General features: G+C 65.5%; 21 protein-coding genes and 1 tRNA gene. 5 read left to right on the top strand and 17 right to left on the bottom strand.

From position 1 onward, the window contains the following. Positions 1–60: 60 nt before the first annotated feature. Positions 61–867, top strand: a complete 807-nt coding sequence (locus BO1_RS00365) for a hypothetical protein (RefSeq protein WP_028215836.1) — start codon at positions 61–63, stop codon at positions 865–867. Between the two features lie 215 nt (positions 868–1082). Continuing rightward, on the top strand, positions 1083–1328 hold the full coding sequence (locus BO1_RS60895) for a hypothetical protein (protein ID WP_043283462.1): 246 nt from the start codon (positions 1083–1085) through the stop codon (positions 1326–1328). A 201-nt stretch (positions 1329–1529) separates the two neighbouring features. Here the strand turns inward: BO1_RS60895 and BO1_RS00355 are convergent, their stop codons facing one another. The 5 genes from BO1_RS00355 to BO1_RS00335 all read right to left on the bottom strand — a co-directional run bounded on the left by BO1_RS00355 (position 1530) and on the right by BO1_RS00335 (position 6541). Next, complete coding sequence (locus tag BO1_RS00355) at positions 1530–1790, bottom strand: hypothetical protein (protein ID WP_156992072.1); 261 nt, start codon at positions 1788–1790, stop codon at positions 1530–1532. Further along, positions 1790–2833, bottom strand: a complete 1044-nt coding sequence (locus tag BO1_RS56140; RefSeq protein ID WP_156992071.1) for a hypothetical protein — start codon at positions 2831–2833, stop codon at positions 1790–1792. The genes BO1_RS00355 and BO1_RS56140 overlap by 1 nt, the downstream gene beginning before the upstream one ends. 788 nt (positions 2834–3621) lie before the next feature. After that, positions 3622–3712, bottom strand: a tRNA-Ser gene (locus BO1_RS00345). A gap of 146 nt (positions 3713–3858) precedes the next feature. Further along, entirely contained in the window at positions 3859–5151 is a 1293-nt protein-coding gene (serS, locus tag BO1_RS00340; protein ID WP_028215833.1) for a serine--tRNA ligase, read from the bottom strand. A 58-nt stretch (positions 5152–5209) separates the two neighbouring features. Then, positions 5210–6541, bottom strand: a complete 1332-nt coding sequence (locus tag BO1_RS00335) for a replication-associated recombination protein A (protein WP_028215832.1) — start codon at positions 6539–6541, stop codon at positions 5210–5212. 245 nt (positions 6542–6786) lie between these two features. Between BO1_RS00335 and cytX the strand changes: the two genes are divergently transcribed. After that, a complete protein-coding gene (cytX, locus tag BO1_RS00330; protein WP_028215831.1) occupies positions 6787–8103 on the top strand; it encodes a putative hydroxymethylpyrimidine transporter CytX in 1317 nt (438 codons plus the stop codon). A gap of 119 nt (positions 8104–8222) precedes the next feature. Here cytX and bioB read toward each other — a convergent pair whose 3' ends face one another. From bioB to BO1_RS00280, 10 genes are all read right to left on the bottom strand, one after another. Beyond that, complete coding sequence (gene bioB, locus BO1_RS00325) at positions 8223–9305, bottom strand: biotin synthase BioB (protein ID WP_028215830.1); 1083 nt, start codon at positions 9303–9305, stop codon at positions 8223–8225. 48 nt (positions 9306–9353) lie between these two features. Beyond that, a complete protein-coding gene (bioD, locus tag BO1_RS00320) occupies positions 9354–10073 on the bottom strand; it encodes a dethiobiotin synthase (RefSeq protein WP_028215829.1) in 720 nt (239 codons plus the stop codon). Next, a complete protein-coding gene (gene bioF, locus BO1_RS00315) occupies positions 10070–11290 on the bottom strand; it encodes an 8-amino-7-oxononanoate synthase (RefSeq protein ID WP_043283460.1) in 1221 nt (406 codons plus the stop codon). The genes bioD and bioF overlap by 4 nt, the downstream gene beginning before the upstream one ends. Beyond that, positions 11290–12645 (bottom strand): adenosylmethionine--8-amino-7-oxononanoate transaminase, encoded by a 1356-nt coding sequence (gene bioA / locus BO1_RS00310; RefSeq protein WP_028215828.1) that lies wholly within the window; start codon positions 12643–12645, stop codon positions 11290–11292. The genes bioF and bioA overlap by 1 nt, the downstream gene beginning before the upstream one ends. Positions 12646–13133: 488 nt before the next feature. Then, a complete protein-coding gene (locus tag BO1_RS49180; RefSeq protein ID WP_084687700.1) occupies positions 13134–14543 on the bottom strand; it encodes a dienelactone hydrolase family protein in 1410 nt (469 codons plus the stop codon). A 528-nt stretch (positions 14544–15071) separates the two neighbouring features. Then, positions 15072–15524 (bottom strand): YchJ family protein, encoded by a 453-nt coding sequence (locus BO1_RS00300; protein WP_028215827.1) that lies wholly within the window; start codon positions 15522–15524, stop codon positions 15072–15074. Positions 15525–15696: 172 nt separating this feature from the next. Then, positions 15697–16374, bottom strand: coding sequence for an SDR family oxidoreductase (locus BO1_RS00295; protein WP_028215826.1), 678 nt, complete (start codon positions 16372–16374; stop codon positions 15697–15699). Between the two features lie 94 nt (positions 16375–16468). Next, a complete protein-coding gene (locus BO1_RS00290; RefSeq protein ID WP_028215825.1) occupies positions 16469–17662 on the bottom strand; it encodes an acetyl-CoA C-acetyltransferase in 1194 nt (397 codons plus the stop codon). A 57-nt stretch (positions 17663–17719) separates the two neighbouring features. After that, on the bottom strand, positions 17720–19540 hold the full coding sequence (gene aceK / locus BO1_RS00285; protein ID WP_028215824.1) for a bifunctional isocitrate dehydrogenase kinase/phosphatase: 1821 nt from the start codon (positions 19538–19540) through the stop codon (positions 17720–17722). A gap of 51 nt (positions 19541–19591) precedes the next feature. Then, a complete protein-coding gene (locus BO1_RS00280; RefSeq protein ID WP_043283459.1) occupies positions 19592–20017 on the bottom strand; it encodes a MerR family transcriptional regulator in 426 nt (141 codons plus the stop codon). A gap of 229 nt (positions 20018–20246) precedes the next feature. Between BO1_RS00280 and BO1_RS00275 the strand changes: the two genes are divergently transcribed. Beyond that, complete coding sequence (locus tag BO1_RS00275; RefSeq protein WP_028215822.1) at positions 20247–21317, top strand: MBL fold metallo-hydrolase; 1071 nt, start codon at positions 20247–20249, stop codon at positions 21315–21317. A gap of 101 nt (positions 21318–21418) precedes the next feature. On the opposite strand, the gene lolA is transcribed toward BO1_RS00275, so the two are convergent. Next, a complete protein-coding gene (gene lolA / locus BO1_RS00270; RefSeq protein ID WP_028215821.1) occupies positions 21419–22129 on the bottom strand; it encodes an outer membrane lipoprotein chaperone LolA in 711 nt (236 codons plus the stop codon). 74 nt (positions 22130–22203) lie between these two features. Next, positions 22204–24519, bottom strand: a complete 2316-nt coding sequence (locus BO1_RS00265; RefSeq protein ID WP_028215820.1) for a DNA translocase FtsK — start codon at positions 24517–24519, stop codon at positions 22204–22206. Positions 24520–24940: 421 nt separating this feature from the next. On the opposite strand from BO1_RS00265, the gene trxB reads away from it, so the two are divergent. Further along, positions 24941–25936: a thioredoxin-disulfide reductase gene (gene trxB / locus BO1_RS00260; RefSeq protein WP_028215819.1), complete on the top strand. Its 996-nt coding sequence runs from the start codon at positions 24941–24943 to the stop codon at positions 25934–25936. The last annotated feature ends 123 nt before the right edge of the window (positions 25937–26059 follow it).

The following is a 26059-nucleotide window of genomic DNA, read 5'->3' as shown; positions in this document are numbered from 1 at the left end:
GCGCAAGCTGCCCTCAAAAATGAGAAATATCTTACAACGACATGAGCGGAACGCCTGATCATGAACCAACCTGACCCGACTCCGGGCGCCGCGCCCGGCGCGCAACCGAACGCCCCGCTCAACGTTCTGATCGCGCTGCCCACCTACGACAATTCGGTGCATTTCGACTTCGCGATGGCGCTGGCCCGCCTGATGGAGACCTTCAAGGAGCGCGGCGTGCGCTTCGAGTACATCCATACGGCCTCGTCGCACATCATCCGCGCACGCAACTTCTTCGCGAATTATTTCCTGAGCCACCCCGAGTACACGCATGTCCTGTTCCTCGACACGGACATGGACTTCTCGCGCGAGGCGGTCCCGCGCCTGATCGCCGGCAACAAGCCGGTGGCGGGCATCGCGTGCCCGTACCGGTTCTTCGATATGGAAAAGCAGATCACGAGCGACGATGTGGGCCTCTCCCTGCGCGAATGGCAGGAAAAGACGGTGGACTACAACACGGCGATCCGCGCCGACGAGCAAGGCAGCAGCACGGTCAGCAACGGCTGGGTCGAGGTCAACCACATCGGCACCGGTATCTTCCTGATCCGGCGCGATGCGCTCGAGGCGCTCGTGCCGGTCACGCAGCGCTACCGGCCGCCCGCGCAATACGCGCCGTATCTGCCCGACGGCAACTTCTACGCGTTCTTCGACACTGTCGGCGAAAAAGGCGTTTATCTCTCGGAGGATCTGTCGTTCTGCCAGCGCGTGCGCGGCGTGGGCATGTCGGTGTGGGCGCTCATCGACGAGAAGATCGTGCACCACGGCACCTCGGCGATTTCGGGCACGTTCCTGCGCTCGCTGGAGCGGCGCGGGCATACGGGGAAGTAGGCGGCGGAAAAGCAAAAAACCCTGCAGCGGTTGAGCATGCAGGGGTTTTCTGAATTTGGCGGTGAGAATGACCGCCAAAATTCAATCCATACCCTTCCTCACCAATCCATAAAACCTATACATATCAAAGGTTTGACGCCACTTTCCTGCCACAACAGTCTACAATCTTCCGGCGCTATCCGGCATTTTCCGATGGGCTAGACGATGGGCTGAATATGGCACTTATCGACAGACAGGCAAACGCACTCCAGCACGGCGACAAGCCGGTGTTCGACGGCAAGGTGACAGGCTTGATGTTCACCCCCGGCAAGACGGGCAGCAAATGGACGTTGCGATTTACCAGCCCCGTAACGGGCAAGCGGCGCGATGCGGGCCTCGATATGACATTGACGGCACTACTGCGCCGCGTGAAGGCAAAGAGCGATACGCCGGGGCAGCGTCGCGACGCTGCACGGCTATAGAAGTTCGTTCCGCGATTTCGCTAGCGAACACGGTTATGCCCGCGACCTTGCCGAGCGGGCGCTCGCGCATACCATCGCGAACAAGGTTGAAGCGAGCTATCACCGAACCGATTTGATGGAGCAACGACGTCCGATGATGGAAACATGGGCGGCGCATGTGTGCGGCGTCTTGACAGGCTAGTCCGTGCCGCAACGAATCACTCAATCATCAGCTTGCGTGACCTTGATAAAAGGCTTCAGGCCAGGATTCGACAAGGCGAGAAGATTCAGTGTTGCTCCGCCGAATCTCCTTGCGAACTCATCGTCCAGCGTGTCGTTATAGTCCGCTACCGGCAGTTCTAGCGGAAAGAGGCGAGAAGTCACCGCAAGCACTTTTTCCTCGTCCAGCGTGTACGAAACGACCGCCTGTTTCTCTTCGGACCACATTACAACGACGCACCGCTTTTCAGGATGATTTGCCATCAATACCCTCTGCATTGTTGATAGTTCTGGAAGGCGCGCTGGGAACACGCGTCCATAAAACGTTGCCCGCCCATCGCGCTTCGATATGCGGTGCATTCGTCCATATCACGCTGATATTGGTCGAAGCATTCCGCCTCATGTTCCTCACTCACGCCGCGCGCCGCAAGGTCGGTTACGTCACCACTGTTCGAATCGTCGGAGTATTCAAACGGCTGCGCATCGCCAAGCGGGGTTGAACCGTCGCCCGAATCCGCGCTGAACAGGTCGTCGTCAGACGCGCCGCTGTCATCCCCGCCAACACCACCGCCATCGTCGGAATCGTCGCCACCAAGCAAAGCGCCTGTCGCCGATTCAACGACGCCGGTCAAGCCAAAAACGTCGTCAGCCGTGGCAGGTGCGCCAAGGTCAGGCAGTGGGTCAAGGGTAGCGCCCACGCCGCCAGCGGGTGCGTCCAGTGGAGGAAGCTCGCCGTTGGCCCGCTGTAGTGCCACAAACTCGGGATAGGAGATGACCTTCGGCGGATATGCGCTACCGCCGCCCCTCGTCGCGGGCCAGTGCAACGGCCCCGGAGTCGGCTGTGACACGCGCGGCAAGCCGCGGTATTCATGATTGACCACCGGGACAAGGTGGCCGCTTGCGACCGCCCCGCAGAGCACGCGCTGGACGCTTTCGTTATCGGTCGGCTCGTCCGAGTGAAGCACGTCCATGGTGGCGCACAGGAAGCGCTGGACATGCTCCAGATCGCCCCGACCGGTAATCGTGCGCAAATCCCAATTCGGGCGAAAGCGGTGGAGGAATGTCGCCCGATCCTCCGCAAGTTGCCTGATCCGGTCCTTCTCCCACAACTCGCTCTTGTCCACTTCACTCAGGGGCCGCGTATTCCACGAATAAGCAGAATTGTCCCGGCCAGCATTGGGGTACAGCGCGCGAGCCGACATATTGCGGTAACCGCGCCCCCAGGCCGTCAGGTCATAATACTGCGGCCCCGGAATCAGCGTGCACTGCCATCCGTTTTCGAGCGGCACAGAAAGGGTATTCCACATCGTCAGTCAGTCACCCATCCTCTTTTCGGGCTTTCAGCGTACTCTGCATTCACGAGCAGATTTGCAAAGCAAGGTCAGAATTCTGAGCGGGCGTAACTTCGCGGGCGGCTCGTGCCCGACCTACCTGGTAGAGCGATTAGTCCGGTGGCCCATACGCGCACCAAATAATCTGTCAGCCCGCGTGATGCGGGCTTCTATGTTCGTGGTCCACGAATCCGCTAACGGCGCAGCCCATAGCGCGACGGCGGCGAATGAAGCCATGCACGCACAAGTGGCGTAGGCTCGCAGACCGGTAATCGCGGAAACGCGTGAGCGGGGAATGAGGATGGGAATCTTCGGAGCCGCCATGACTTCACCTTTGTGGTCAGGTGCGCGCCGGAATGGCGCGGCATAGCGTTATTAGATTGGTGCTGTCGGGCCGGCTCGCGCAACCATTTCCTGATCGCGTCTTTCACGCTCCCGCCGTTAGCCTGTGTGACCGCCAGCCAGGCATTCACGGCGGCGGCGAGCCTCGGCGCGTAGCGCGGATGCTTCGGGTCCAGATAGATCCGTGAACGCAATGGGTCGCCCACATTGCCTCCCGAAAGGTGATGACCGCAAGAGACGCCCCTGCAATCGAAGCTCTCTTGATTTCGTTCGTGAGAATCCCGTAAATCGTCAAGGACAACAGCGGGTTCTAGCGGACCCGAACGGCGGCGACTTTTTGCTCGATAATGGGCTATTTTATGGGCTGAGAAATGGAAAAAGCCCGCAAGTCATTGAACTTACGGGCTTTCTGCCTTTGAATTTGGCGGAGAGGGTGGGATTCGAACCCACGGTACGGGGAAACCGTACGCCTGATTTCGAGTCAGGTACATTCGACCACTCTGCCACCTCTCCGGGGTACTGCTTTTTTACTGCTTCTCCGGTCTTGGTCGGCGACCAGAGAAGCGAAGATTATAGAACATTTTTTGAATCTTGCAAGCCCTCTTTGGAGAAAAGTTTCGAGGGCAAGCGATTCACATGGCCCGATCCGCGCGCGACGTTCAGGCGCCCGCTTCGAGACGCGCGACACCGCCCATGTACGGACGCAGCACCTCCGGCACCGTGACCGAGCCGTCCGCTTCCTGGTAGTTCTCGAGCACGGCCACGAGCGTGCGGCCCACCGCGAGACCCGAGCCGTTGAGCGTATGCACGAGCTCCGGCTTGCCCTGCGCGTTGCGGTAGCGCGCCTGCATGCGGCGCGCCTGGAACGCTTCGGTGTTCGAGCAGCTCGAAATTTCGCGATAGGTGTTCTGCGCCGGCAGCCACACTTCGAGGTCGTAGGTCTTGGCGGCCGAGAAGCCCATGTCGCCCGTGCACAGCGTGATCACGCGGTACGGCAGACCGAGCTTCTGCAGAATCGTTTCCGCATGCACGACCATTTGCTCGAGCGCGTCGTACGACGTTTCCGGTGCGACGATCTGCACCATCTCGACCTTGTCGAACTGATGCTGACGGATCATGCCGCGCGTATCGCGGCCATACGAACCGGCTTCCGAGCGGAAGCACGGCGAATGCGCGGTGAGCTTGATGGGCAGCGCGCTGCCTTCGACGATGCTCTCGCGCACGGTGTTCGTGAGCGAGATCTCCGAGGTGGAGATCAGGTACTGCGTGACCGTGTTCTCGGCGCCGCCCTTCTCCACGCGGAACATGTCGTCGGCGAACTTGGGCAGCTGGCCCGTGCCGTACAGGATTTCCGGATTGACGATGTAGGGCGTGTACGTTTCCGTGTAGCCGTGCTGCAGCGTGTGCGTATCGATCATGAACTGCGCGAGCGCGCGGTGCAGGCGCGCGATCTGGCCGCGCAGCATCGTGAAGCGCGCGCCCGAAAGCTTCGCGCCCGTCTCGAAATCGAGACCCAGCGGCGTGCCCACGTCGACGTGATCCTTCACTTCGAAGCTGAACTCGCGCGGCGTGCCCCAGCGGCGCACTTCCACGTTGTCGTTTTCGTCCTTGCCCACGGGCGCGCTCTCGTGCGGCAGGTTAGGCACGCCGAGCAGCAGGTCCGAGAGCTTCGTCTGGATGTCGTCGAGCTTGGCGGCCGAGGCCTTCATTTCGTCGCCAATGCCGCCCACTTCGGCCATGACCGCCGAGGTGTCCTCGCCACGGCCTTTCATCGCCCCAATCTGCTTCGACAGGCTGTTGCGGCGCGCCTGCAGTTCTTCGGTGCGGGTCTGGATGGCGCGGCGTTCCGCTTCGAGCGCGGTGAACGCCGCGACGTCGAGGGTATAGCCGCGGTCGGCGAGGCGCTTCGCGACGCCGTCGAGGTCTTTGCGCAGCAGCTGGATGTCGAGCATGGGATTGTGAGACGCAGTTTCGTTGTGTGAATTGCCGATTTTAGCGCACCGGCGCGGGCTAGCCCTTGCGCTTGCGCTCGCGGATTTCGTCGCGGTGGTCTTCTCGCCATTGCGCGTCGAGGTCGGCCAGACGCGCGAGCTTCTCGCCGATCTTGCCTTCGAGCCCGCGCGGCGTGGGCTGATACCAGCGCGGCTCGCGCATGCCGTCGGGCAGATAGGTCTCGCCGGCCGCGTAGGCGTCGGGTTCGTCGTGCGCGTAGCGATACTCGTGCCCGTAGCCCAGCTCCTTCATGAGCTTGGTGGGCGCGTTGCGCAGATGGATGGGCACCGCGCGCGATTGATCCTTGCCGACGAAGCGCCGCGCCTCGTTGTACGCGTTGTAGCCGGCGTTCGACTTGGGCGCGACCGCGAGGTAGATCACCGCCTGCGCGAGCGCCAGTTCACCCTCGGGCGAGCCGAGCCGCTCGTAGGTCTCGGCGGCGTCGAGCGTGATGCGCGCCGCGCGCGGATCGGCGAGGCCGATGTCCTCCCACGCCATGCGCACGATGCGCCGCGCGAGATAACGCGGATCGGCGCCGCCGTCGAGCATGCGGCAGAACCAGTACAGCGCGCCGTCCGGGTTGCTGCCGCGCACCGACTTGTGCAGCGCGCTGATCTGGTCGTAGAACGCGTCGCCGCCCTTGTCGAAGCGGCGCAGGTTTTCGGCGAGCGCGCTGCCGAGCAGCTCGCCGTCGATCTCGCGCTTTTTCTGCTGCGCGGCCGCGCGCGCGACGATTTCAAGGTTGTTCAGCAGCTTGCGCCCGTCGCCATCGGCCGAGCCGATCAGCGCCTTTTTCGCTTCGTCGGTGAAGGTCAGGCCGCCCAGCTCCTCGCTTGCGCGTGCGAGCAGTTCGCCCTGCTCCTCCTCGTCGAGGCTCTTGAGCACGTAGACCGCCGCGCGCGAAAGCAGCGCGCTATTCACCTCGAACGACGGATTCTCCGTGGTCGCGCCGATGAACACGAACAGGCCCGACTCCACGTGCGGCAGGAAGGCGTCCTGCTGGCTCTTGTTGAAACGGTGGACTTCGTCGACGAACACGAGCGTCTGATGGCCATGCGCGCGGTGCATCTGCGCCGTTTCCACGGCCTCGCGGATGTCCTTCACGCCCGAGAGCACCGCCGAGAGCGCGATGAACTGGGCGTGGAAGGCGTCGGCCATCAGGCGCGCGAGCGTGGTCTTGCCGACGCCGGGCGGCCCCCAGAGGATCATCGAATGCGCCTCGCCCGACTCGAAGGCGACGCGCAGCGGCTTGTTGGGCCCGAGCAGATGCTTCTGGCCGATGACTTCGTCGATCGAGCGCGGGCGCAGCCGCTCGGCGAGCGGAACGTTGGCACGGGTTTCTTCAAACATGACGTTTTCGCGATAATGTCGGCTTTCCCGGGGACTGGCCGGCTTCGAAGGCGTGTGTTCGCGCCCCGAAAACGGCCCGCCGCGCCGGATGCAGTCGTGCATTATGACAGCCCGGGCGGCAGCGCGAGACGCGATGCCTTGCGCCCCAGTTGGCCGGCCCCAATAAACATCAGACAAAACAGACGATACAGAGGGTAGCTTCATCCATGACTCAAAACCTGCAATCCGGTGCGGCCGGCTCAGGTGTGGCCGGCTCAGGTGCGGCCGGCGACGCCGGCTCGACCTACGCGCCCAACGTGCCCGTGCCCGACGCGCGCCGCCAGTTCCGCACCGGCGACGCCTTCGCGCTCTGGTTCTCGCTCGGCATCGGCCTGCTGGTCGCCCAGGCGGGCGCCCTGCTCGTGCCGGGCCTCTCGCTGCCCCATGCGCTGGCCGCCATCGGCATCGGCAGCGTGATCGGCGTCGTGCTGCTCGCGCTCGCCGGCGTGATCGGCACCGACACGGGCCTCGCCGCCATGGCGTCGCTGCGCCCGACGCTCGGCATCCGCGGCGCGTCCGTGCCGGCCGTCATCAACATGGTGCAGCTCGTGGGCTGGGGCTCGTTCGAGATCATCGTGATGCGCGATTCCGCCGATGCGCTCGCCAAGCAGGCCTTCGGCCTCTCGATGCCGCTCGTGTGGACCCTGATCTTCGGTTTCCTCGCCACGCTGCTCGCCGTGAGCGGCCCGCTCTCGTTCGTGCGCCGCTTCCTGCGCACCTGGGGCATCTGGCTCCTGCTCGCAGGCGCCGCGTGGCTCACGTGGAGCCTGCTCGCGCAGCACGACATCGGCGCGCTGATGAAGCGTCCCGGCACCGGCGAGATGCCGTTCGGCAGCGCGATCGACCTCGTCGTGGCGATGCCGCTCTCGTGGCTGCCGCTCATCGCCGACTACACGCGCTTTGGCCGCCGCGCGGGCGAGACCTTCCGCGGCACGCTGTTCGGCTATGGCATCGCGAACCTGTGGTTCTATGCGCTCGGCGCGATCTACGGCCTCGCCGCGGGCGGCGGCGACGCGCTCCTCACCACGGCGCTCGCGAAGGCGGGCGGCGGCTTCGCCCTGCTGCTCGTGCTGATCGACGAAATCGACAACGCCTTCGCCGACATCCATTCGGCCGCCGTCTCGACCGGCACGTTCTGGACGCGCGGCAGCGTGCCGTGGCTCTCGGCGGCGTTCGGCGCGCTGTGCACGCTGATCGGCCTCGTCGTGCCGATGGCGCGCTATGAGAACTTCCTGCTCTTCATCGGCTCGGTGTTCGCGCCGCTCTTCGGCGTCGTGCTCGCCGATCACTTCATCGTGCGGCGCCGCCGTATCGACGCCCGCGCGCTCGCCGATTTGAACGGCGCCTACGGCTATTCGGGTGGCTGGCATGTGACCGCGTTTGTTGCGTGGGGCTTCGGCTTCGGCGCGTATCAGGCGCTCAACCAGTGGCTGCCGAATCTCGGCGCCACGCTGCCCGCGCTCGTGATCGGCGCGCTCTGCTACCTCGTGCTCGCGGGACGCCGGCGCGCGGCTTACGCTTAAAGCGCCGCACGCACCAAACGACGTTACAAACGAGAACGCCACGCTTCACAGCGTGGCGTTTGTTTTTTCAGCGGCGCACTGCTAGCACGCCGCGCATTTCAAAGCGCTCGTCAGCGCTTTTATTCGCAGTGGCCGCAGCCGCCGTGATGGGCATGATCCGCGTGATGCGCATGCCCCTCAGCCGGCAATTCCTGCGCCGCCTGCGCGCTGATGCCCAGACGCTGCAGCAGCTTGCGGTCGGCTTCGGCCTGCGGGTTGCTCGTCGTCAGCAGCTGGTCGCCGTAGAAGATCGAGTTCGCGCCCGCCATGAAGCACAGCGCCTGCAGCGCCTCGTCCATCTGCTCGCGGCCCGCCGAGAGGCGCACCATCGCCTTGGGCATCGTGATGCGCGCCACCGCGATCGTGCGCACGAACTCGAACGGATCGAGCGGCTCGGTGCCTTCGAGCGGCGTGCCGCTCACCTGCACGAGATTGTTGATGGGCACCGACTCCGGATACGGCTCCATGTTCGCGAGCTGCGCGATCAGGCCCGCGCGCTCGCGGCGCGACTCGCCCATCCCGACGATGCCACCGCAGCAGACGTTGATGCCTGCGTCGCGCACGCGCTCGAGCGTCTCGAGGCGGTCCTGGTAGGTGCGCGTCGAGATGATCTGGCCGTAGAACTCCGGCGAGGTATCGAGGTTGTGGTTGTAGTAGTCGAGGCCCGCGTCGGCGAGCGCCTTCGCCTGGTGGTCTTCGAGCATGCCGAGCGTCACGCAGGTTTCGAGGCCCATCGACTTCACGCCGCGGATCATGTCCTTGATCGGCTCGAGATGGCGGTCCTTCGGATTGCGCCACGCCGCGCCCATGCAAAAGCGCGTCGCGCCATTGGCCTTCGCCACGCGCGCGGCGTCGAGCACGGCATCCACGTCCATGAGCTTGCTCGCGTCGAGGCCGGTGTCGTGATGCGACGACTGCGGGCAATACGCGCAATCCTCCTCGCAGCCGCCCGTCTTGATCGACAGGAGCGTGGAGAGCTGCACCGCATTCGCGTCGAAATGCTCGCGATGCACCTGCTGGGCGCGGAACATCAGGTCGTTGAACGGCAGCTCGTAGAGCGCCGCGACATCGGCGACGCGCCAGCGCGCTGCGGCTTCGTCTTGCGGCTGTGCCGGCGGCGCGGTCTTCTTGAGCGCGGTGATGTCGATGTGGGCTTCGGTCATGGTGTCGGGGTCCTTCTTGACGGGCGATAGGGGTTCAGACGCGTCTGCTCAGCTCAGCGTGGCCAGGCGTGCGAGCAACGCGTCGATGTTCAGGTGTTCGGCCGCGGCGTCGGCGCGTGCGCCCGGCATGTGCGGCACGACGCCGATGAGCGGCGCGCCGAATTGCGCGGCGAGACGCTCGCGCAGCGCGTCGATGTTTTCTTCGGGAAAGGTCATGGCCGGGTCGATGCGGTTCGCGACCCAGCCCGCGATCGTGAGGCCGCGCCCGGCGATCGCTTCGGCGGTGAGCAGCGCGTGGCTGATGCAGCCAAGCCGCATGCCCACGACGAGCACCACCGGCAGATTCAGCGCGACGGCGAGATCCGCGGTGTCCTGCGTCGCCGTGAGCGGCACGCGAAAGCCGCCGACGCCTTCGACCACCACGGCGTCCGCGCGCTCGCGCGCCTGACCGTAGCATTGCACGATGCGCGCCATGTCGAGCGTCACGCCTTCGAGCGCGGCGGCGATGTGCGGCGCGGCCGGCTCCTTGAGCAGGTACGGGGTGCGCATCTCGGGCGGCAGCAGCACGCTCGCGGCGGCGTCGAGCTGGTCGGCGTCTTCGTTGTGCCACACGCCATCGCGTTCGCAGGCGCCGGCCGCGATGGGCTTCATCGCCGCCGCGCGCAGGCCCGCATGGGCCAGGCCGCGCAAGAGCGCCGCGCTCACGAAGGTCTTGCCGATCTCGGTATCGGTGCCGGTGACGAAGAGCGAAAATTTCGCAGTGCTCATTGTGCGCTCTCCTGCACCTGCTTTTGCTCGTCAAGGCTTGCGCGTTGCAGCGCTGCGTTCAGGCGATCGAGGTCGGCATCCGAATGCGCTGCCGAGAGCGAAATGCGCAGACGCGAAGTGCCCACAGGCACGGTCGGCGGACGAATCGCCGGTACCCACAGGCCATCGCGCTCGAGCGCGGCCTGCAGTGCGAGCGTGGCATCGTTGGAGCCGATCACGAGCGGCTGCACGGCCGTGTGCGAATCGACGGGTTGCCAGCAGGTTTCCTTGAGCATCGAGCGCGTGCGCCCAATCAGATGCTTCAGATGCGCGCGCCGCGCATCGCCCTCTTCGCCCGCGATCAGTCGCAGGCTCGCGGACACCGCGTGCGCGACCGCCGGCGACGAAGCCGTCGTGAAGATGTACGGGCGCGCGCGCTGCACGTGCCACTCGATCACGGTGTCGTGCGCGCAGATAAACGCGCCCGAGACACCCACAGCCTTGCCGAGCGTGCCGACCATCACGAGGTGCGGCGAGCGCAGCGCGGCTTCGGCCAGCGCGCCGCGCCCTTGCGGGCCGAGCACGCCCAGACCGTGCGCATCGTCGACCACGAGCCACGCGCCGTGCTTTTCGGCAAGCTCGACGAGACGCGCGAGCGGCGCGACATCGCCGTCCATGCTGAACACCGTATCGCTCACGATCACCTTCGCGCGCGCGTCGGACGCTTCGAGCATCGCGCTCAACGCGTCCATGTCCGCATGCGGATAGATCTGGATGTCGGCGCGCGAGAGCCGCGCGCCGTCGATCAGCGAAGCGTGGTTGAGCGCATCGGAGAAGATCGTCGTGCCGCGGCCCGCGAGCGCGGTGAGCACGGCGAGATTCGCCATGTAGCCCGTGCTGAAGTAGAGCGCGCGCGGCGCATCGACGAAGCCGCCCGCGAACGCGGCGAGATCGTCTTCGAGCTGCGCATGGGCACGCGAGTGGCCGCCCAGCAGATGCGAGCCGCCGCTGCCCGCGCCATAGCGCTGGGCACCTTCGGCCAGCGCCGCGACGAGTTGCGGATGGGCGGCGAGCCCGAGGTAGTCATTGCTCGCGAAGCCGATGCTCGCGCGGCCGTCGACGACCATGTGCGCGCTGCACGGCGAATCGATGGTGCGGCGGCGACGACGCAAGCCTTGCGCGTCGAGCTCGCGCAGGCCGTGTTCGAGCGTGTCGAGCAGTGAGGTGTGTTGCGCCATCAGAGGTCCTCCGCGACGGTGGCGTCGAATGTCTCGCGCGTGCGCTCGGCAAGGTGCGCCTGCGTCTGTGCGTCGAGAATGTACGGCGGCATCACGTAGACCGTCGTGCCGATCGGGCGCAGCAGCAATTCGCGCTGCAGCGCGTTTTCGAAGAAGCGGCGCGAGAACGTGCGGGCGCGCCCGGCGTCTTCGATCGCCACGTCGAACGCGAGGATCGTGCCGCACTGGCGCAGGTCACGCACGAGCGGATGCTGTTCGAGCGGCGCAAAGGCCTCGCGCAGTTGCGTCGATTTGCGCGCGTTCGTGGCGAGCACGTCGTCGCGCTCGAAGAGGTCGAGCGTCGCGAGCGCGGCACGGCAGGCAAGCGGATTGCCGGTGTACGAATGCGAATGCAGAAAGCCGCGCGTGGTGTCGTCGTCGTAGAAGGCCGCGTAGATTTCGTCGCGCGAGAGCACGATCGAAAGCGGCAGGTAGCCGCCGCTGATGCCCTTCGAGAGCGTGAGCAGATCGGGCCAGATGCCGGCCTGCTCGCACGCGAAGAAGGTGCCCGTGCGGCCGCAGCCCACGGCGATTTCGTCGGCGATCAGATGCACGCGGTAGCGGTCGCACAGCGCGCGCAGGCCCTGCAGATACGCGGGATCGTGCATCGCCATGCCGGCCGCGCATTGCACGAGCGGCTCGACGATCAGCGCCGCGATGCGGCCCTCGCGCTCGGCGAACACGCGCTCGACGTCGGCGAGCGCGCGGCGCGCCACGTCGGCGGCGCTTTCGCCCTCGCGCGCCGTGCGCGCATCGGGCGAGGCAACCACATGCGCGTGGGTCAAAAGCGGATCGTAAGCATCCCTGAAGAGCTTCACGTCCGTCACGCCGAGCGCGCCGATGGTCTCGCCGTGATAGCTGTTGGCGAGGCACACGAATTCGCGTTTGTCGTTCGCGCCCTGATTGCGCCACGCGTGAAAGCTCATCTTCAGCGCGATCTCGACCGCCGACGCGCCGTCCGAAGCGAAAAACGCATGGCCGAGCGTGCCGCCGGTGAGCGCGGCAAGCCGCTCGGCGAGCTCGACCGCGGGTTCGTGCGTGCAGCCCGCGAGCATCACGTGCTCGAGCGTGTCGAGCTGCGCCTTGAGCGCGGCATTGATCGTGGGATTGGCGTGGCCGAAGAGATTGACCCACCACGAGCTGATGGCGTCGAGATAGCGCCGGCCCTCATGGTCGTAGAGCCACGGCCCTTCGCCGCGCGCGACGGCCACGAGCGGCAAGCGCTCGTGGTGCTTCATCTGGGTGCAAGGATGCCAGACGGCGCGCAGGCTGCGCGCGATCCAGGCTTCGTTGGCAAGGTTGGAATGCGAGTTCAAGTGCGGCTCCCGATACGACAGCGACCGAGATTAACCCGTTCAATGCCGCAATGCACTACCCCCAAAATGGGCCCGGAAAGCCCGTGCGCGCGGGGTTCGGCGCGGTTCGGGACAGCTGCGCACCGTTCCTTTGTGAAGGCCAGAAATGACCGTAGATGACGACGGCAAAGTGAAGCGCGCTTATGCAAAAAAATCTGTGGGCGCGTGCCGAAAAGGCGTGCCGTCAGATCGCGCGCGGCGATTTTTTTTCGGGGGAAGCATCGAGAAAGCGCTGGCGTCGATCGGTCACGCGAGCGGAAGTCGCCACGCTATGCGTACGGATAAAACCAGACGATTGGGGCGAACGGGCGTGCCATTGAGGCGAAAACCCAATGGCAATGAGAAGGCGATGCGGAAGCGACCGGGCGCGTAAGCGCGCGTCTTTCAGTGGGGTCAAATGTGCAAAACCGCCGTGGCGCTCACGCGCACTCCGGCGGTTTCAAACACGCTCAGCGGCTTGCGAGCGCGTGCGAGTTGTCGGCGTCGTCTTCGGCGACGCTGTGGCCGTCGTCGGCATTGTCGTTCTGCGCCGTGGCGGTGCCGTCCGACCACACGACGTTGCCGTTCACCGCGTAGAGGCGGCACGGATCCGAGCTGTGCTTCTGGCAGTTCGCGATGGCGACGGCCATCGGGTTGTCGCCGCCCTCGGCCCACGACCAGGCGCCCGAATCGGACACGGCGAAGGCGCGGCTCGGGTACTGCTTGAGGAAATTGCGATAGCCGTCACGGCCCGCCTGATCGAGGAACGGCACTGCGCTCACCGAATCGATCGACGCGTAGCCGCTGGCGTGCGGCGCGGCCTGCGTCGCCACGCGGTATTCCTGGGCCGTGGGCATGCCCTGGCTCGCGAGGAACGCCTCGACCTTGGGCCACCAGATCTGCACGCCGTCGCGGTCGCCCACGAGGCGGTGCGCGTCGTTCTTGTACGAGCCGAAATCGACGAGCTTCGCGCCCGCGCCCGACTGCGCCTCGCCCACTTGCGCGGTATGAAACGCCGCGAACATGCGCGTGACGAGATCGGAGGTCCACACCGAGTCGTTGTCGCCGTAGAGCCAGAGCGAGGCCACGCGCGCCTTGGCGCCGTAATCGCCGAACGCCTCGGTCAGGTTGTTCTGCCAGCCCGTGCAGGCGTCCTGACGCAGGCCGCCCGAGAAGTTGATGAGCGCGCGCACGCCGTGCGCCGCTTCGGTGCCGTAGGCCATGGTCGCGAGGCCGCCATGCGAGGTGCCGGCGACGACGATATGGTTCGCGTCCACATACGACTGCTTCGCCATGTAGTCGACCGTGGTGGCGACGTCGGCGGCCTGGCCGAGGCCGTTGCTGGCCACGTCGCAGCCATCTTGCTGATAGGTGCCGCCCGAGCCCGCGAAGCCCTGGCGGTTCGGCGCCACGACCACATAGCCGCGGCTCACGAATTCGCGCGCGAACGACATCGGGTCGCTGCGCGGCTGCATGCGCGGATCGCCGGGAATCTTGCCGTGGTTGAACACCACCATCGGGAACGGGCCGGGACCATCGGGACGATAGACCGTGGTTTCGAGCGTGACGCTCGGATCGCCGGCGACGGGAATGTGGATGATCTGCTCGTTCATGTCGGCGCGCACGACGGGCAGATACGCGTCGTCGAGCGCGATGCGCGGTACGTTCGCGCTGCCGAGCGGGCCCGATGCGAGCGGTGTGCCTGCGGCGTGCGAGGCGTCGCCTTGGCCATCCGCGTGCGCAACTGAGAGCGACGACGATGCGGAAGCCTGCGCGCTGGCCGCTGTTGCCGGATCGGAAAGCGATGCTGCGTGGGCAACCGACAGCACGCACGCCGTGCCGGCCACCGCCCATCCGGTAAGAAGCTTCCTGAACGCCATGCGCAACACCCGCCTGCGAAAGTCCTGCTGTAATCTGCCTGACCGAACCACTATGTGAACATCCCCGCCCTTTGCGGACACAACAGGATCGGCGCGCCTGGCTAAGGAGCCTGGCGTGGCTTTACCCGTTGCTGCGGGGGAGAACACGGATCGGAACACCTGTGCGGCGCCGATCTGCAAACGTCAGATCCGCCGCCAGCACCCGTCACTGAATCGCCGTGAGAAAACGTTTCTCAACGTTTGCTTACTTGGCGTGACGAGCACCGTGATTGCATCCTCGCACGACAATTAATTGTTGTGCAATTCAGGGGTAACCCGGCATAAGGCGTGCCAACGAACGGTATGCGCCGCGTATACCTTGACGGGCGGCGCATGGCGGGATTTCGTCGCGCTCTTGGTGAGCACGGCATAACAAGTATTTCAGCGTGTTGCGTGTAGCGCACCGCCAACGGCCCCGTTTTTTTGCATTAAGTGCTTGTTTGCAAAGGCGTTATCTCAGGCCCCGCAACGGCAGTGCGCGGCTCGCGTTCAGCCCTCGAGGATGTCGCCGTCGACGTAGCGCCAGCGGCCGTCCTGGCCGCGCGTGAAGCGGCTCAGCTCGTGCAGGCGATACGCGCGCCCACCGCTCTTGTAGCGCGCGACGAATTCGACCAGCGCATGCGTCGCATCAATGGCCTCGTGGCGCTTGATGGCAAGGCCCAGCCAGCGCGGAGCGCCGGGAGCATTAGGGTCGGCGTCGAGATCGGCGGGACAGGTCTCGACGGCCCAGGTCGCACGCAGATAGTCGGCCTCGCCCAGCACGTAGGCCGTGTAGCGCGAGCGCATCAGCTCGAACGCCGTGGCGGGCAGCGCACCGCCATCGATGAAGCGGCCGCAGCAGTCGGCAAAGCGCGGCGCCTTTGCGCCCGATTTCAGATTGGGCGCGGCACCGCCACAAGGGCAGTCGAGCGGGCGCGCGGCGCGCTTGAGTTCAGCGGTCATTGAATAACGATCCTTCACGTGCGATCAAGTGCGATCAAGTGCGATTAAATGCGATTAAATGCGATTGCATACGAGGGTGTGCGATGTCGCACCACTCGGCAGAACAAAACACAAAGGGCCGCTCGCGCAAGCGTTGCGGCCCCAGAACACGATTATTACGCGGATACACCACTCACCAGTCGAGCTCGGTGCCGTCGTACTGGAAAAAGCGTCCGTTGAAGACGTCGCGCGCGGCGGCCGCCTCAGCCACGACTTCGCGCATGCCGGCGACGCTCGCCGCCGCGTCGATGGCCGCGTGCGCTCCACCCATTTCGGTGCGCACCCAGCCCGGATGGAGCGCGATGCAGGTCGCGCGGCGGGTCTGCAGCGAGGCGATCTTGATGACGTCGTTGACCGCCGCCTTGCTCGCGCGATAGAGCCAGCCCGTCGTGCCGGTCGTCTGCGTGATGCTGCCCATGCGGCTCGACAGCACGCCGAGCACACCGTACGCCGCTTCGACGAGCGGCAGCAGGATCGGAATGAGCTGCATCGGGCCGCGCACGTTGGTGTTCATCACGTACTCGAAGTCTGCGGCGCTGATGGCTTCGACGCCCTCGGTGCGCGGGCCGTAGACGCCCGACACGATGAGCGCCACGTCGAGCCGCTCGCCGTCGAGCTTCGCGCCGAGCGCGGCGATGTCCTCAGGCTGCGCGATGTCGAGCGGAAGTGTCTGGGCGCCGAGCGCGTTCAGCGCCCTGAGCGCCTCATCGGATCGCGCCGTGGCCAGCACGCGCCAGCCGGCCTTCGCATACTGGCGCGCGAATTCGAGGCCGAGGCCCCGCGACGCGCCCACGATCAACGCTGTTTTCATGTCGCCACCTTTTTCGGGTGCCGCGGTTTTTTTGCTGCGCCGCGTGCCGGTATTGCGAGGCGCCGCCTCCCCGCGGCGCGTTTCAAGCACAAGCCTACATGAGTTCGACGCCCATTGCGGTCGCTTCGCCGCCGCCAATGCACAGGCTCGCGACGCCGCGCTTGAGCCCGCGTGCGCGCAATGCGCCGATCAGCGTGACGAGAATGCGCGCGCCCGATGCGCCAATCGGGTGGCCCAGCGCGCACGCGCCGCCATTCACGTTGACCTTCTCGTGCGGCAGGTCGTGCTCCTTCATCGCCGCCATCGTGACCACGGCAAACGCCTCGTTGATCTCGTAGAGATCGACATCGGAGGCCTTCCAGCCGGTCTTCCCGAAGAGCTTCGCGATCGCGCCCACGGGCGCGGTCGTGAACTTCGCGGGCTGCTGCGCGAAGGTCGAATGGCCGGTCACGCGCGCGAGCGGCTTGACGCCGAGGCGCTTTGCCGTGGATTCGCGCATCATCACGAGCGCCGCCGCGCCGTCCGAAATCGACGACGAATTCGCGGCCGTCACCGTGCCCGTCTTGCTGAAGGCGGGCTTGAGCGTCGGGATCTTGTCGAGATTGGCCTTGAACGGCTGCTCGTCGCGCTCGATCGTCGTCTCGCCCGCGCGCGTGGCGACCTTCACCGGCGCGATCTCCCAGGCAAACGAGCCGTCCTCGTTGGCGCGTTTCGCGCGCTTGAGCGACTCGATCGCAAAGGCGTCCTGGCTCTCGCGCGAGAAGTCGAATTCGCTCGCGCACTCCTCGGCGAACGTCCCCATCAGGCGGCCCTTGTCGTAGGCGTCTTCGAGTCCGTCGAGGAACATGTGATCGAGCACCTGGCCGTGCCCCATGCGCATGCCCGCGCGCGCCTTGGGCAGCAGATACGGCGCGTTCGACATGCTCTCCATGCCGCCCGCAACGATCACGTCGGCGGAGCCCGCCAGCAGCATGTCGTGCGCGAACATCGCCGCGCGCATGCCCGAGCCGCACATCTTGTTCACCGTGGTCGCGCCCGCCGCGAGCGGCAGGCCAGCCCCGAGCGCCGCCTGGCGCGCGGGCGCCTGGCCCTGGCCGGCGGGCAGCACGCAGCCCATCACGACCTCGTCGACCTGCTCGGGCTTGAGGCCCGCGCGCTCCACCGCGGCCGCAATTGCCGCCGCACCCAGTTGCGGCGCTGCCAGCGAGGCGAAATCGCCCTGAAAACCGGCCATCGGCGTGCGCGTCGCCGCCACGATCACAACCGGATCCTTCTGCGTCTCACTCATGTCCAGCCTCCTTACTCGATCCATCGATGATCGAAAGTTCGTAGTCCGCCACGTGCCTCATGCGGCGCGTGCGTCGTTCTCATCGGCCTCGCCGTCGGCGTCGTCCTGCGCGAAGCGCTCGGGATAGCGCGTGCGAAAGCGCACCGCCGCGTCGTACGGCAGGCAGTCGGGCACCTCGCCCGCGAGCAGGCGCGCCTTGCTCTCCTGCCACAGTGCCGGGTCGAAGAAGTCGGCGTGATGCTCGAGGAAATAGCGCCGCACGCGCGGGTCGCCGAGCAGAAACGTCCGGTACGTCTCCGGGAAAATATCGTGCGGGCCAACTCCGTACCACGGCTCGGCAGATAGTTCGTCTTCCTCATTACGTGGCGCGGGCACCGCGCGCACGTTGCATTCGGTCAGATATTCGATCTCGTCATAGTCGTAGAACACCACGCGGCCGTGGCGCGTCACGCCGAAATTCTTGTAGAGCATGTCGCCCGGAAAGATGTTCGCGCGCATCAGGTCCTTCACCGCATTGCCGTATTCGCGGATGCCGTGCTCGACTTCTTCGTCGCTGCCGTTCTGCAGCCAGATATTGAGCGGCACCATGCGGCGCTCGATGTAGAGATGGCGAATCACGAGGTTCTCGCCCTCGTACTCGATCATCGAAGGCGCGAGCGTTTCGAGCTCGCGCACGAGCGCTTCGGCCAGGCGCGCGACGGGCAGCGCGACGCTCGAATATTCGAGCGTATCGGCGAGGCGTCCGAGGCGGTCGTGGCGCTTCACGAGCTGGTACTTCGCTTCCACCTGCTCGCGCGTGGTTTCCTTCGGCGCGGGAAAGCTGTCCTTGATCACCTTGAACACGTACGGAAACGACGGCAGCGTGAACACGATCATGACCATGCCGCGGATACCGGGCGCGGTGATGAACTGATCGCTCGAATGCTTGAGGTGATGCAGCAGGTCGCGATAGAAGAGGTTCTTGCCCTGCTTCTGCAGCCCGAGCGACGTGTAGATCTCGCCCTTCGCCTTGCGCGGCATGATCGTGCGCAGGAACTCCACATAGGCGGACGGCACGCCCATGTCCACGAGGAAGTACGAGTGCGAGAAGCTGAACATGACGAGCAGCTCGTCGAGGCGCAGGAGCACGGTGTCGAGCGCGAGCTTGCCGTCGTCCGTGTGGCGGATGGGCACCACGAACGGCACGAGCAGATCGCCGTTGATGATGCGCCCGACGATATACGCCGACTGGTTGCGAAAGAACAGCGACGCGAGCGCGTGAATCTGGAAGTTGGGTTTGGGCTCGACTACGCCGAAGGTGTCGAGCATCGTGCGCATCACGCAGTCCACGTCGCGATCGAGGTCCTCGAACGGCGTTTGGAGCTGAAAATTCGTGACGATGCGCGCGAGCGTGGGCGCCAGCCCGTCCTTGCCCGGATAGTACGCGCGGTAGGTGGGCCTGGCCGCGGGCTCGTCGTTCTCGATGTATTCGGTCGAGATCGCGGGCCGCACGAAGATGAAGTCGTTGTTGAAGTACGAGCGATGCAGGATCTGGCAGCACACCGAGTTGAAGAAGGTCTCGGCGCACTCGGGCTGCCGGTGCGTCGTCAGCAGGCCGATGTAGTGCAGCTTGATCTGCTCCCAGACCTCGTCGTCGATGCTTTCCGCGTCGTACTCGTCTTCGAGCGCCATCACACACTCGCGCACGCACTCGTCGTAAGACGCAATGCGCTCGCGCGCGAGCTGTTGCAGGCTGCGCCAGTCGCGCGCCTCGAAGCATTCGCGCGCGCGCACGGCCGCCGCGCAGAAGTTGCGGTAGTGACGATTGAAGCCTTCGAGCATCGTCTGCGCAACGTCGAAGCCGATCTGCGATGAAAGCAGTTTCGGAAAATGTCTCATGACGCATTCACCTCGGCTCGACGGCGTGACGCGAAGACGGGCCAGCGCCGGCTACTGATCGTCGGGCAGTACGAGCGGCGCAATCCGCTCGCCCGCGGCGTTCTTTGCGAGCAGCGCGCGCGCCTGGGTCTCGTATTGTGCGAGGTCTTCGAGCGTGGCGTCCAGATCGGCGCGCTGACGCTCCAGTATCTCGCGGTGGTGCACCACGGTGTCGAGGAACGCCTGGAGCTGCGGCAGCGTATCCGTGGGCGAATCGTAGAGATCGAGCAGCGCGCGAATCTCGTTGAGCGTGAAGCCGAGGCGCTTGCCGCGCAGCGTGAGCTTCAGTCGCGTGCGATCACGCCCCGAAAACACGCGCTTGAGGCCGCCCGCCCCTTCGCGGCTCGGCGCGAGCAGGCCCTGATCCTCGTAGAAACGGATCGCACGTGGCGTCACGTCAAATTCGCGGGCGAGCTCGGTAATCGTGTACTGGGTCATGTCGGAAAGCGCGCCTCGCGCCAGCCGGGGTGGACCCGGCGGCTGGGCTATCGTTGGAATCGACGTTTACGTTATCGTCAACGCATAGGTTGTGCAACCGCCCGAATGTTCCGCGTACCGGAACATTCTCCCGGTTTCCCTGCAGGAATTGCGCAATGCAGCGACAATGAGGCCAGACGGCGGCGCCGGCCGTCATCAGCCCCGCATAATTAGATCAGACGAGACCCCAATGAACGCCCTCGAACACCAGCTCGACTACCCCTTCGCCGATACCCTGCCCGAACCCGGCCTCGCCTTCGAAGTCGCGCCCGGCGTGAAATGGCTGCGCATGCCGCTACCGTTCGTGCTCGATCACATCAACCTCTGGCTGCTGCGCGACGAGATCGACGGCCAGCAAGGCTGGACCGTGGTGGACTGCGGCATCACCGACGACACGATCAAGGTGCACTGGGAGCAGGTGTTCGACTCCCAGCTCGAAGGCCTGCCGGTGCTGCGCGTGATCGTCACGCACTGCCATCCGGACCATATCGGCCTTGCGCACTGGATCTGCGCGGGCGGCGAGAAGAAGCGCTGGGACGTGCGCCTGTGGGCGACGCTCGGCGAATACATGAGCGCGTGCGTGCTGGCCTCGGGCAACGGCTCGAACGCGGGCGGCGAAGGCGCGGCACGCCATTTCGCGCGCCACGGCGTGACCGACGAGGCCTCGCTCGATCAGCTGCGCAACCGCCGTAACTACTACTCGAACCTCGTGCCGGCGCTGCCGCCGCAATACCGCCGGCTGCGCGAGGCCGACACGGTGTCGATCGGCGGCCGCGACTGGCGTGTCGTCACGGGTTACGGCCACTCGCCCGAGCATTGCGCGCTGCTGTGCGAATCGCTCGGCGTGCTGATCTCGGGTGACATGGTGTTGCCACGCATCTCGACCAACGTTTCCGTGTTCGACATGGAGCCGGAGGGCAATCCTCTCGGCCTCTACCTCGAATCGCTCGGACGCTACGAGGCCATGGCCGAGGACACGCTCGTGCTGCCCTCGCACGGCAAGCCGTTCCGCGGCGTGCACACGCGCATCGGACAATTGCGCGCGCACCACGACGCGCGCCTCGCCGAAGTGATGGAAGCCTGCGAGCGCGCGCCGCAATGCGCCGCCGACATCGTGCCGATCATGTTCAAGCGCGCGCTCGACATGCATCAGTTGACCTTCGCGATGGGTGAAGCGCTCGCCCACCTGAACCTGCTGTGGCTCTCGGGCAAGCTCAAGCGCAAGGTGGACGACAAGGGCGTGCTGCGCTTTTCGGTCTGAGCGCGCGAGTGCGCGGCACCTATAGCCCATAGCAAAAGGGGGCGGCCCCATCGAGCCGCCCCCTTTTTTGTGACATCGCTTGTCGCGTCACGTCGCGCGGATCAGTTCCCGCCACCCGTGATCAGGTCGGCGCCCTTGGGCCGCACGAACTTGAAGGTCGACGCCGGCAGCGACGGATTCTTCTCGATGTTGGAGAACGTGAGCAGCGTCACGTTGCCGAACACGTCGTGCAGTTCCATCGCTTCGAGATTGCCATCGCGAAAGCCGATGCCCACGCTCTTGAACTGCGTGTCCTTCGACTTCGGAATCAGCTCCAGCCAGTCGATGCCATCCTTCACGCCCGCGTCGGTGAGCGTGAAGTTCTTGTCCAGATCGTTGCTGCCGAACAGGATCGCGGCCGGGCTCGCGCCGAGCGCGCCGCCGAGCTTGCGCTCGGTGACCTGGTTCAGGTCCTTGTCGTAGACATAGAGGTTGTCGCCGTCGGATTGCAGCAGTTGCTGATACGGCTTCTCGTAGGTCCAGATGAACTTGCCGGGACGCGCGAACACGAAGGTGCCGCTCGATGTCCTGGAGCTCGACATGGCCGTGGCAATGGCGTCGCTCGCGTTCTTCGCGTTCGTGGGCGTCTTCAGTTCGCGTTGCACGAAGTTGCCGCGCGCGGCGTGGACCTGCGCGACGAACTGCTTCAGTTGATCGGTGCCGCTCGCATACGCGTGCGAGGCCATGACGAGCGACGCGCCAAGCGCCGCGAAGAGCGCGCGCCCGGCGCGGCCCAGCGTCAAACGGGTGTGTTGCCCAACCTGAAACTGCATCTATCGTTCTCCCAAAACCACAATGTGTGCCTGCGCCGGCGCGGTGCAGGCGCCGTGGACGACGTCGATCGACCTCAATCGGCGTCGCGCGCGGGCGCGAGGATCTCGCGGTTGCCGCTCGACGACATCGCCGAAACGAGCCCCGATTGCTCCATCTGCTCGAGCAGGCGCGCCGCACGGTTATAGCCGATGCGCAGATGCCGCTGCACGAGCGAAATCGACGCGCGCCGGTTCTTGATGACTACCTCGACGGCCTGGTCGTAGAGCGGATCGGACTCGTCGCCGGTGCCCGAAGCGCCGGCCGAGCCTTCGTCGCCCTCGCCCGCCACGCCGCCTTCCAGAATCCCTTCGATATAGTTCGGCTCGCCCTGCTCCTTGAGCTTGTCGACCACGCGATGCACTTCTTCGTCGGCGACGAACGCGCCGTGCACGCGCACGGGCAGCCCCGAGCCCGGCGGCAGGTAGAGCATGTCGCCCATGCCGAGCAGCGACTCGGCGCCCATCTGGTCGAGAATCGTGCGCGAGTCGATCTTCGAGGACACCTGGAACGCAATCCGCGTGGGCACGTTGGCCTTGATGAGGCCGGTGATGACGTCCACCGAAGGCCGCTGCGTCGCGAGAATCAGGTGAATACCCGCTGCGCGCGCCTTCTGCGCGATACGCGCGATCAGCTCTTCGACCTTCTTGCCGACCACCATCATGAGGTCGGCGAGTTCGTCGATCACGACCACGATATTCGGCAGCTTCTGGCACGGCTCCGGATCGTCGGGCGTGAGGCTGAACGGGTTCGGGATCTTCTCCTCGCGCTTGTTCGCCTCTTCGATCTTGTTGTTGTAGCCCGCGAGATTGCGCACGCCCAGCTTGCTCATGAGCTTGTAGCGGCGCTCCATCTCGGCGACCGTCCAGTTCAGCGCGTTGCCGGCCTGGCGCATGTCGGTCACCACCGGACACAACAGATGCGGAATGCCCTCGTAGACGCTCATTTCAAGCATCTTCGGGTCGATCAGGATCATGCGCACCTGCTCGGCGCTCGCCTTGTAGAGCAGCGACAGGATCATCGCGTTGATCCCCACCGACTTGCCCGAGCCGGTCGTGCCGGCCACGAGCAGGTGGGGCATCTTCGCAAGATCGGCGCAAACGGGCTTGCCGCCGATGTCCTTGCCGAGCCCCATGGTGAGCGCCGAAGGCGCGTCCGCATAGACGGCCGAGCCGAGGATTTCAGAGAGGCGCACGGTCTGGCGGCGCTGGTTCGGCAACTCGAGCGCCATGTAGTTCTTGCCGGGGATCGTCTCCACCACGCGGATCGAGACGAGCGAGAGCGAGCGCGCGAGGTCCTTCGCGAGGCCCACGATCTGGCTGCCCTTCACGCCGGTGGCAGGCTCGATCTCATAGCGCGTGACGACCGGGCCCGGATACGCGGCCACTACGGCCACGTCCACGCCAAAATCCTTGAGCTTCTTTTCGATCAGGCGCGAGGTGAACTCGAGCGTGTCGTCCGAAATCGTTTCCTGGGTCTTGGGTGCCGGGTCGAGCAGCGAGATGGGCGGCAAGGTGGAGTCGCCCGGCAAGTCGGTGAAGAGCGGCACCTGGCGCTCCTTTTCCACGCGCTCGGAGCGCTGCGGCGTGACCACCGGCGGCACGATCGTGACCGGCTCGTGCTCCTCGATCTTCACGCGGCCGCGCTCGACCTTGCCCTCGCGCTTGACCGCGGCGACCTCGCCGAGCTTGCGGTCGCGGCCCGCCTCGCGGTGCAGCTTCGCCATCGTCACCGCGTTGATGATCGACTCGCCCACCCTTTCGGCCACGTTCAGCCACGAAAACCGGAAATACAGCGACAAGCCGATCGCGAGCGCCAGCAACAGCGCGAGCGTGCCGCCCGTGAAGCCGAGCGCGTGCGAGACGCCGTGCGCGACGGCCTCGCCCACCACGCCGCCCGGCGCGCGCGGCAGTTGCACCTTGAGCGACCACATGCGCAGCGCCTCGATGCCGTCGCAGGCGAGCAGCACGAGCACAAACGCGAGGCCTTCGGCCACCCAGCTGTGGTCGCGCGGCTTGTCGTCATCGTCCTCGGGGAGCGCTTCGTGGCGCGTGATGCGCTTGTAATTCTTCGAGATATGGCGCGCGAGCAGCACGACCCACCAGTAGGCCGAGAGCCCGAACAGCAGCAGCAGGATGTCCGAGGTCCACGCGCCGACGCGCCCCGCCCAGTTCGAGATGTGGTCGACCTGCGCGGCGTGGGTCCAGCTCGGATCACGGCGGCTGTAGCTGATGAGCGCCATCAGCAGGAACACGCCCAGCGCGACCTGCAGGAGCCAGCGGATTTCAGTGAAAAGACGCGACATGCGATTAGGCAATGCCTGCGCCTGCGCGGAATAAGGAGCTTTGGCCATTGAATCCTGGTGATTCTTGAAGCTTGCGCGGTCCGGGCGCACTGCCGGGGCTCCGGCAGACGGGCCCGGCCGCCGACGTCAGATCGGGCCTATTGTAAACGCGTTGTTTAGGCCCCGGCGGCCCCAGGCTGTAAATGAGGGTAACTGACAACGGCGCGTTGGGGCAGCATGCGCGCCTGACGCATCGTGCGGCGCCAGGCTATCGCGCCGATGAGAAACCGCGATGGAGCATCAAACGCCCCCGGCCTTTATAATTGCGCGCTGATGCCCAACTTCATGCGTGTGCCCCGCCGCACCACCGGCGGCCCGCCTGCGGATCCCGGTAACGGAGCAGGCAACTGGGCACGCTTCCGCGCTGCAAGCCGCGCGGAAGCGTGCCCCAGGAAACCGCGCCACGCAGCGCCTTCTACGGAATTCGACCATGTCCGCAACCAAACACGCCAAAGTCCTGATTCTCGGTTCCGGCCCCGCCGGCTACACGGCAGCCGTCTATGCGGCACGCGCGAATCTCTCGCCGCTGCTCGTCACCGGCCTCGCCCAGGGCGGCCAGCTCATGACCACGACCGACGTGGAAAACTGGCCCGCCGACCCGAACGGCGTGCAAGGTCCGGAACTGATGCAGCGCTTTCTCGAGCACGCCGAGCGCTTCAACACGGAAATCGTGTTCGATCATATTCACACGGCCAAGCTCGATGAGAAGCCGATCCGCCTGATCGGCGACTCGGGCGAGTACACCTGCGATTCGCTCGTCATCGCCACCGGCGCATCGGCGCAATATCTCGGCCTGCCGAGCGAAGAGCTCTTCATGGGCCGCGGCGTCTCCGCCTGCGCGACCTGCGACGGTTTCTTCTATCGCAACCAGCACGTTGCCGTGATCGGCGGCGGCAACACCGCCGTCGAGGAAGCGCTCTATCTCGCCGGCATCGCCAGGAAGGTCACGGTCATCCACCGCCGCGACAAGTTCCGCGCCGAGCCGATCCTGATCGACCGCCTGCTGGAAAAGGAAAAGGAAGGTGTCGTCGACATCAAGTGGGATCATGTGCTCGACGAAGTCCTCGGCAACGACGGCGGCGTGAATGGCCTGCGCATCAAGAACGTGAAGACCGGCGCGACCACCGATCTCGACCTGCAAGGCGTGTTCGTGGCAATCGGCCACAAGCCGAACACCGACATCTTCGAAGGTCAGCTCGAGATGAAGAACGGCTACATCATCACGAACGGCGGCCTGAACGGCAATGCCACGGGCACGAGCGTGCCGGGCGTATTCGCCGCCGGCGACGTGCAGGACCACGTCTACCGCCAGGCCATCACCAGCGCCGGCACGGGCTGCATGGCCGCGCTCGACGCGCAGCGCTATCTCGAGACCGTCAACGAGCTCGGCCAGCCGCACGTGATGAGCGCCGAAGCCGAGCGCTGATCGGCTCGCCAAACCGGCTTCGAGGCCGGCCGCGAATCGGGCCAACCCGGCCCGCAACGCGGCGCGACGGGTCGCACGCCGGCCAGCCGGTAAAATAGCGCCATCGAGCCAGACGGCGCATCG

It is taken from the genome of Paraburkholderia oxyphila NBRC 105797, assembly GCF_000685075.1.
GTDB classification, from domain to species: Bacteria; Pseudomonadota; Gammaproteobacteria; order Burkholderiales; family Burkholderiaceae; genus Paraburkholderia; species Paraburkholderia oxyphila.
The sequence above is the reverse complement of the archived record's forward strand: the minus strand, read 5'-3'. Positions and strand labels throughout refer to the sequence as shown.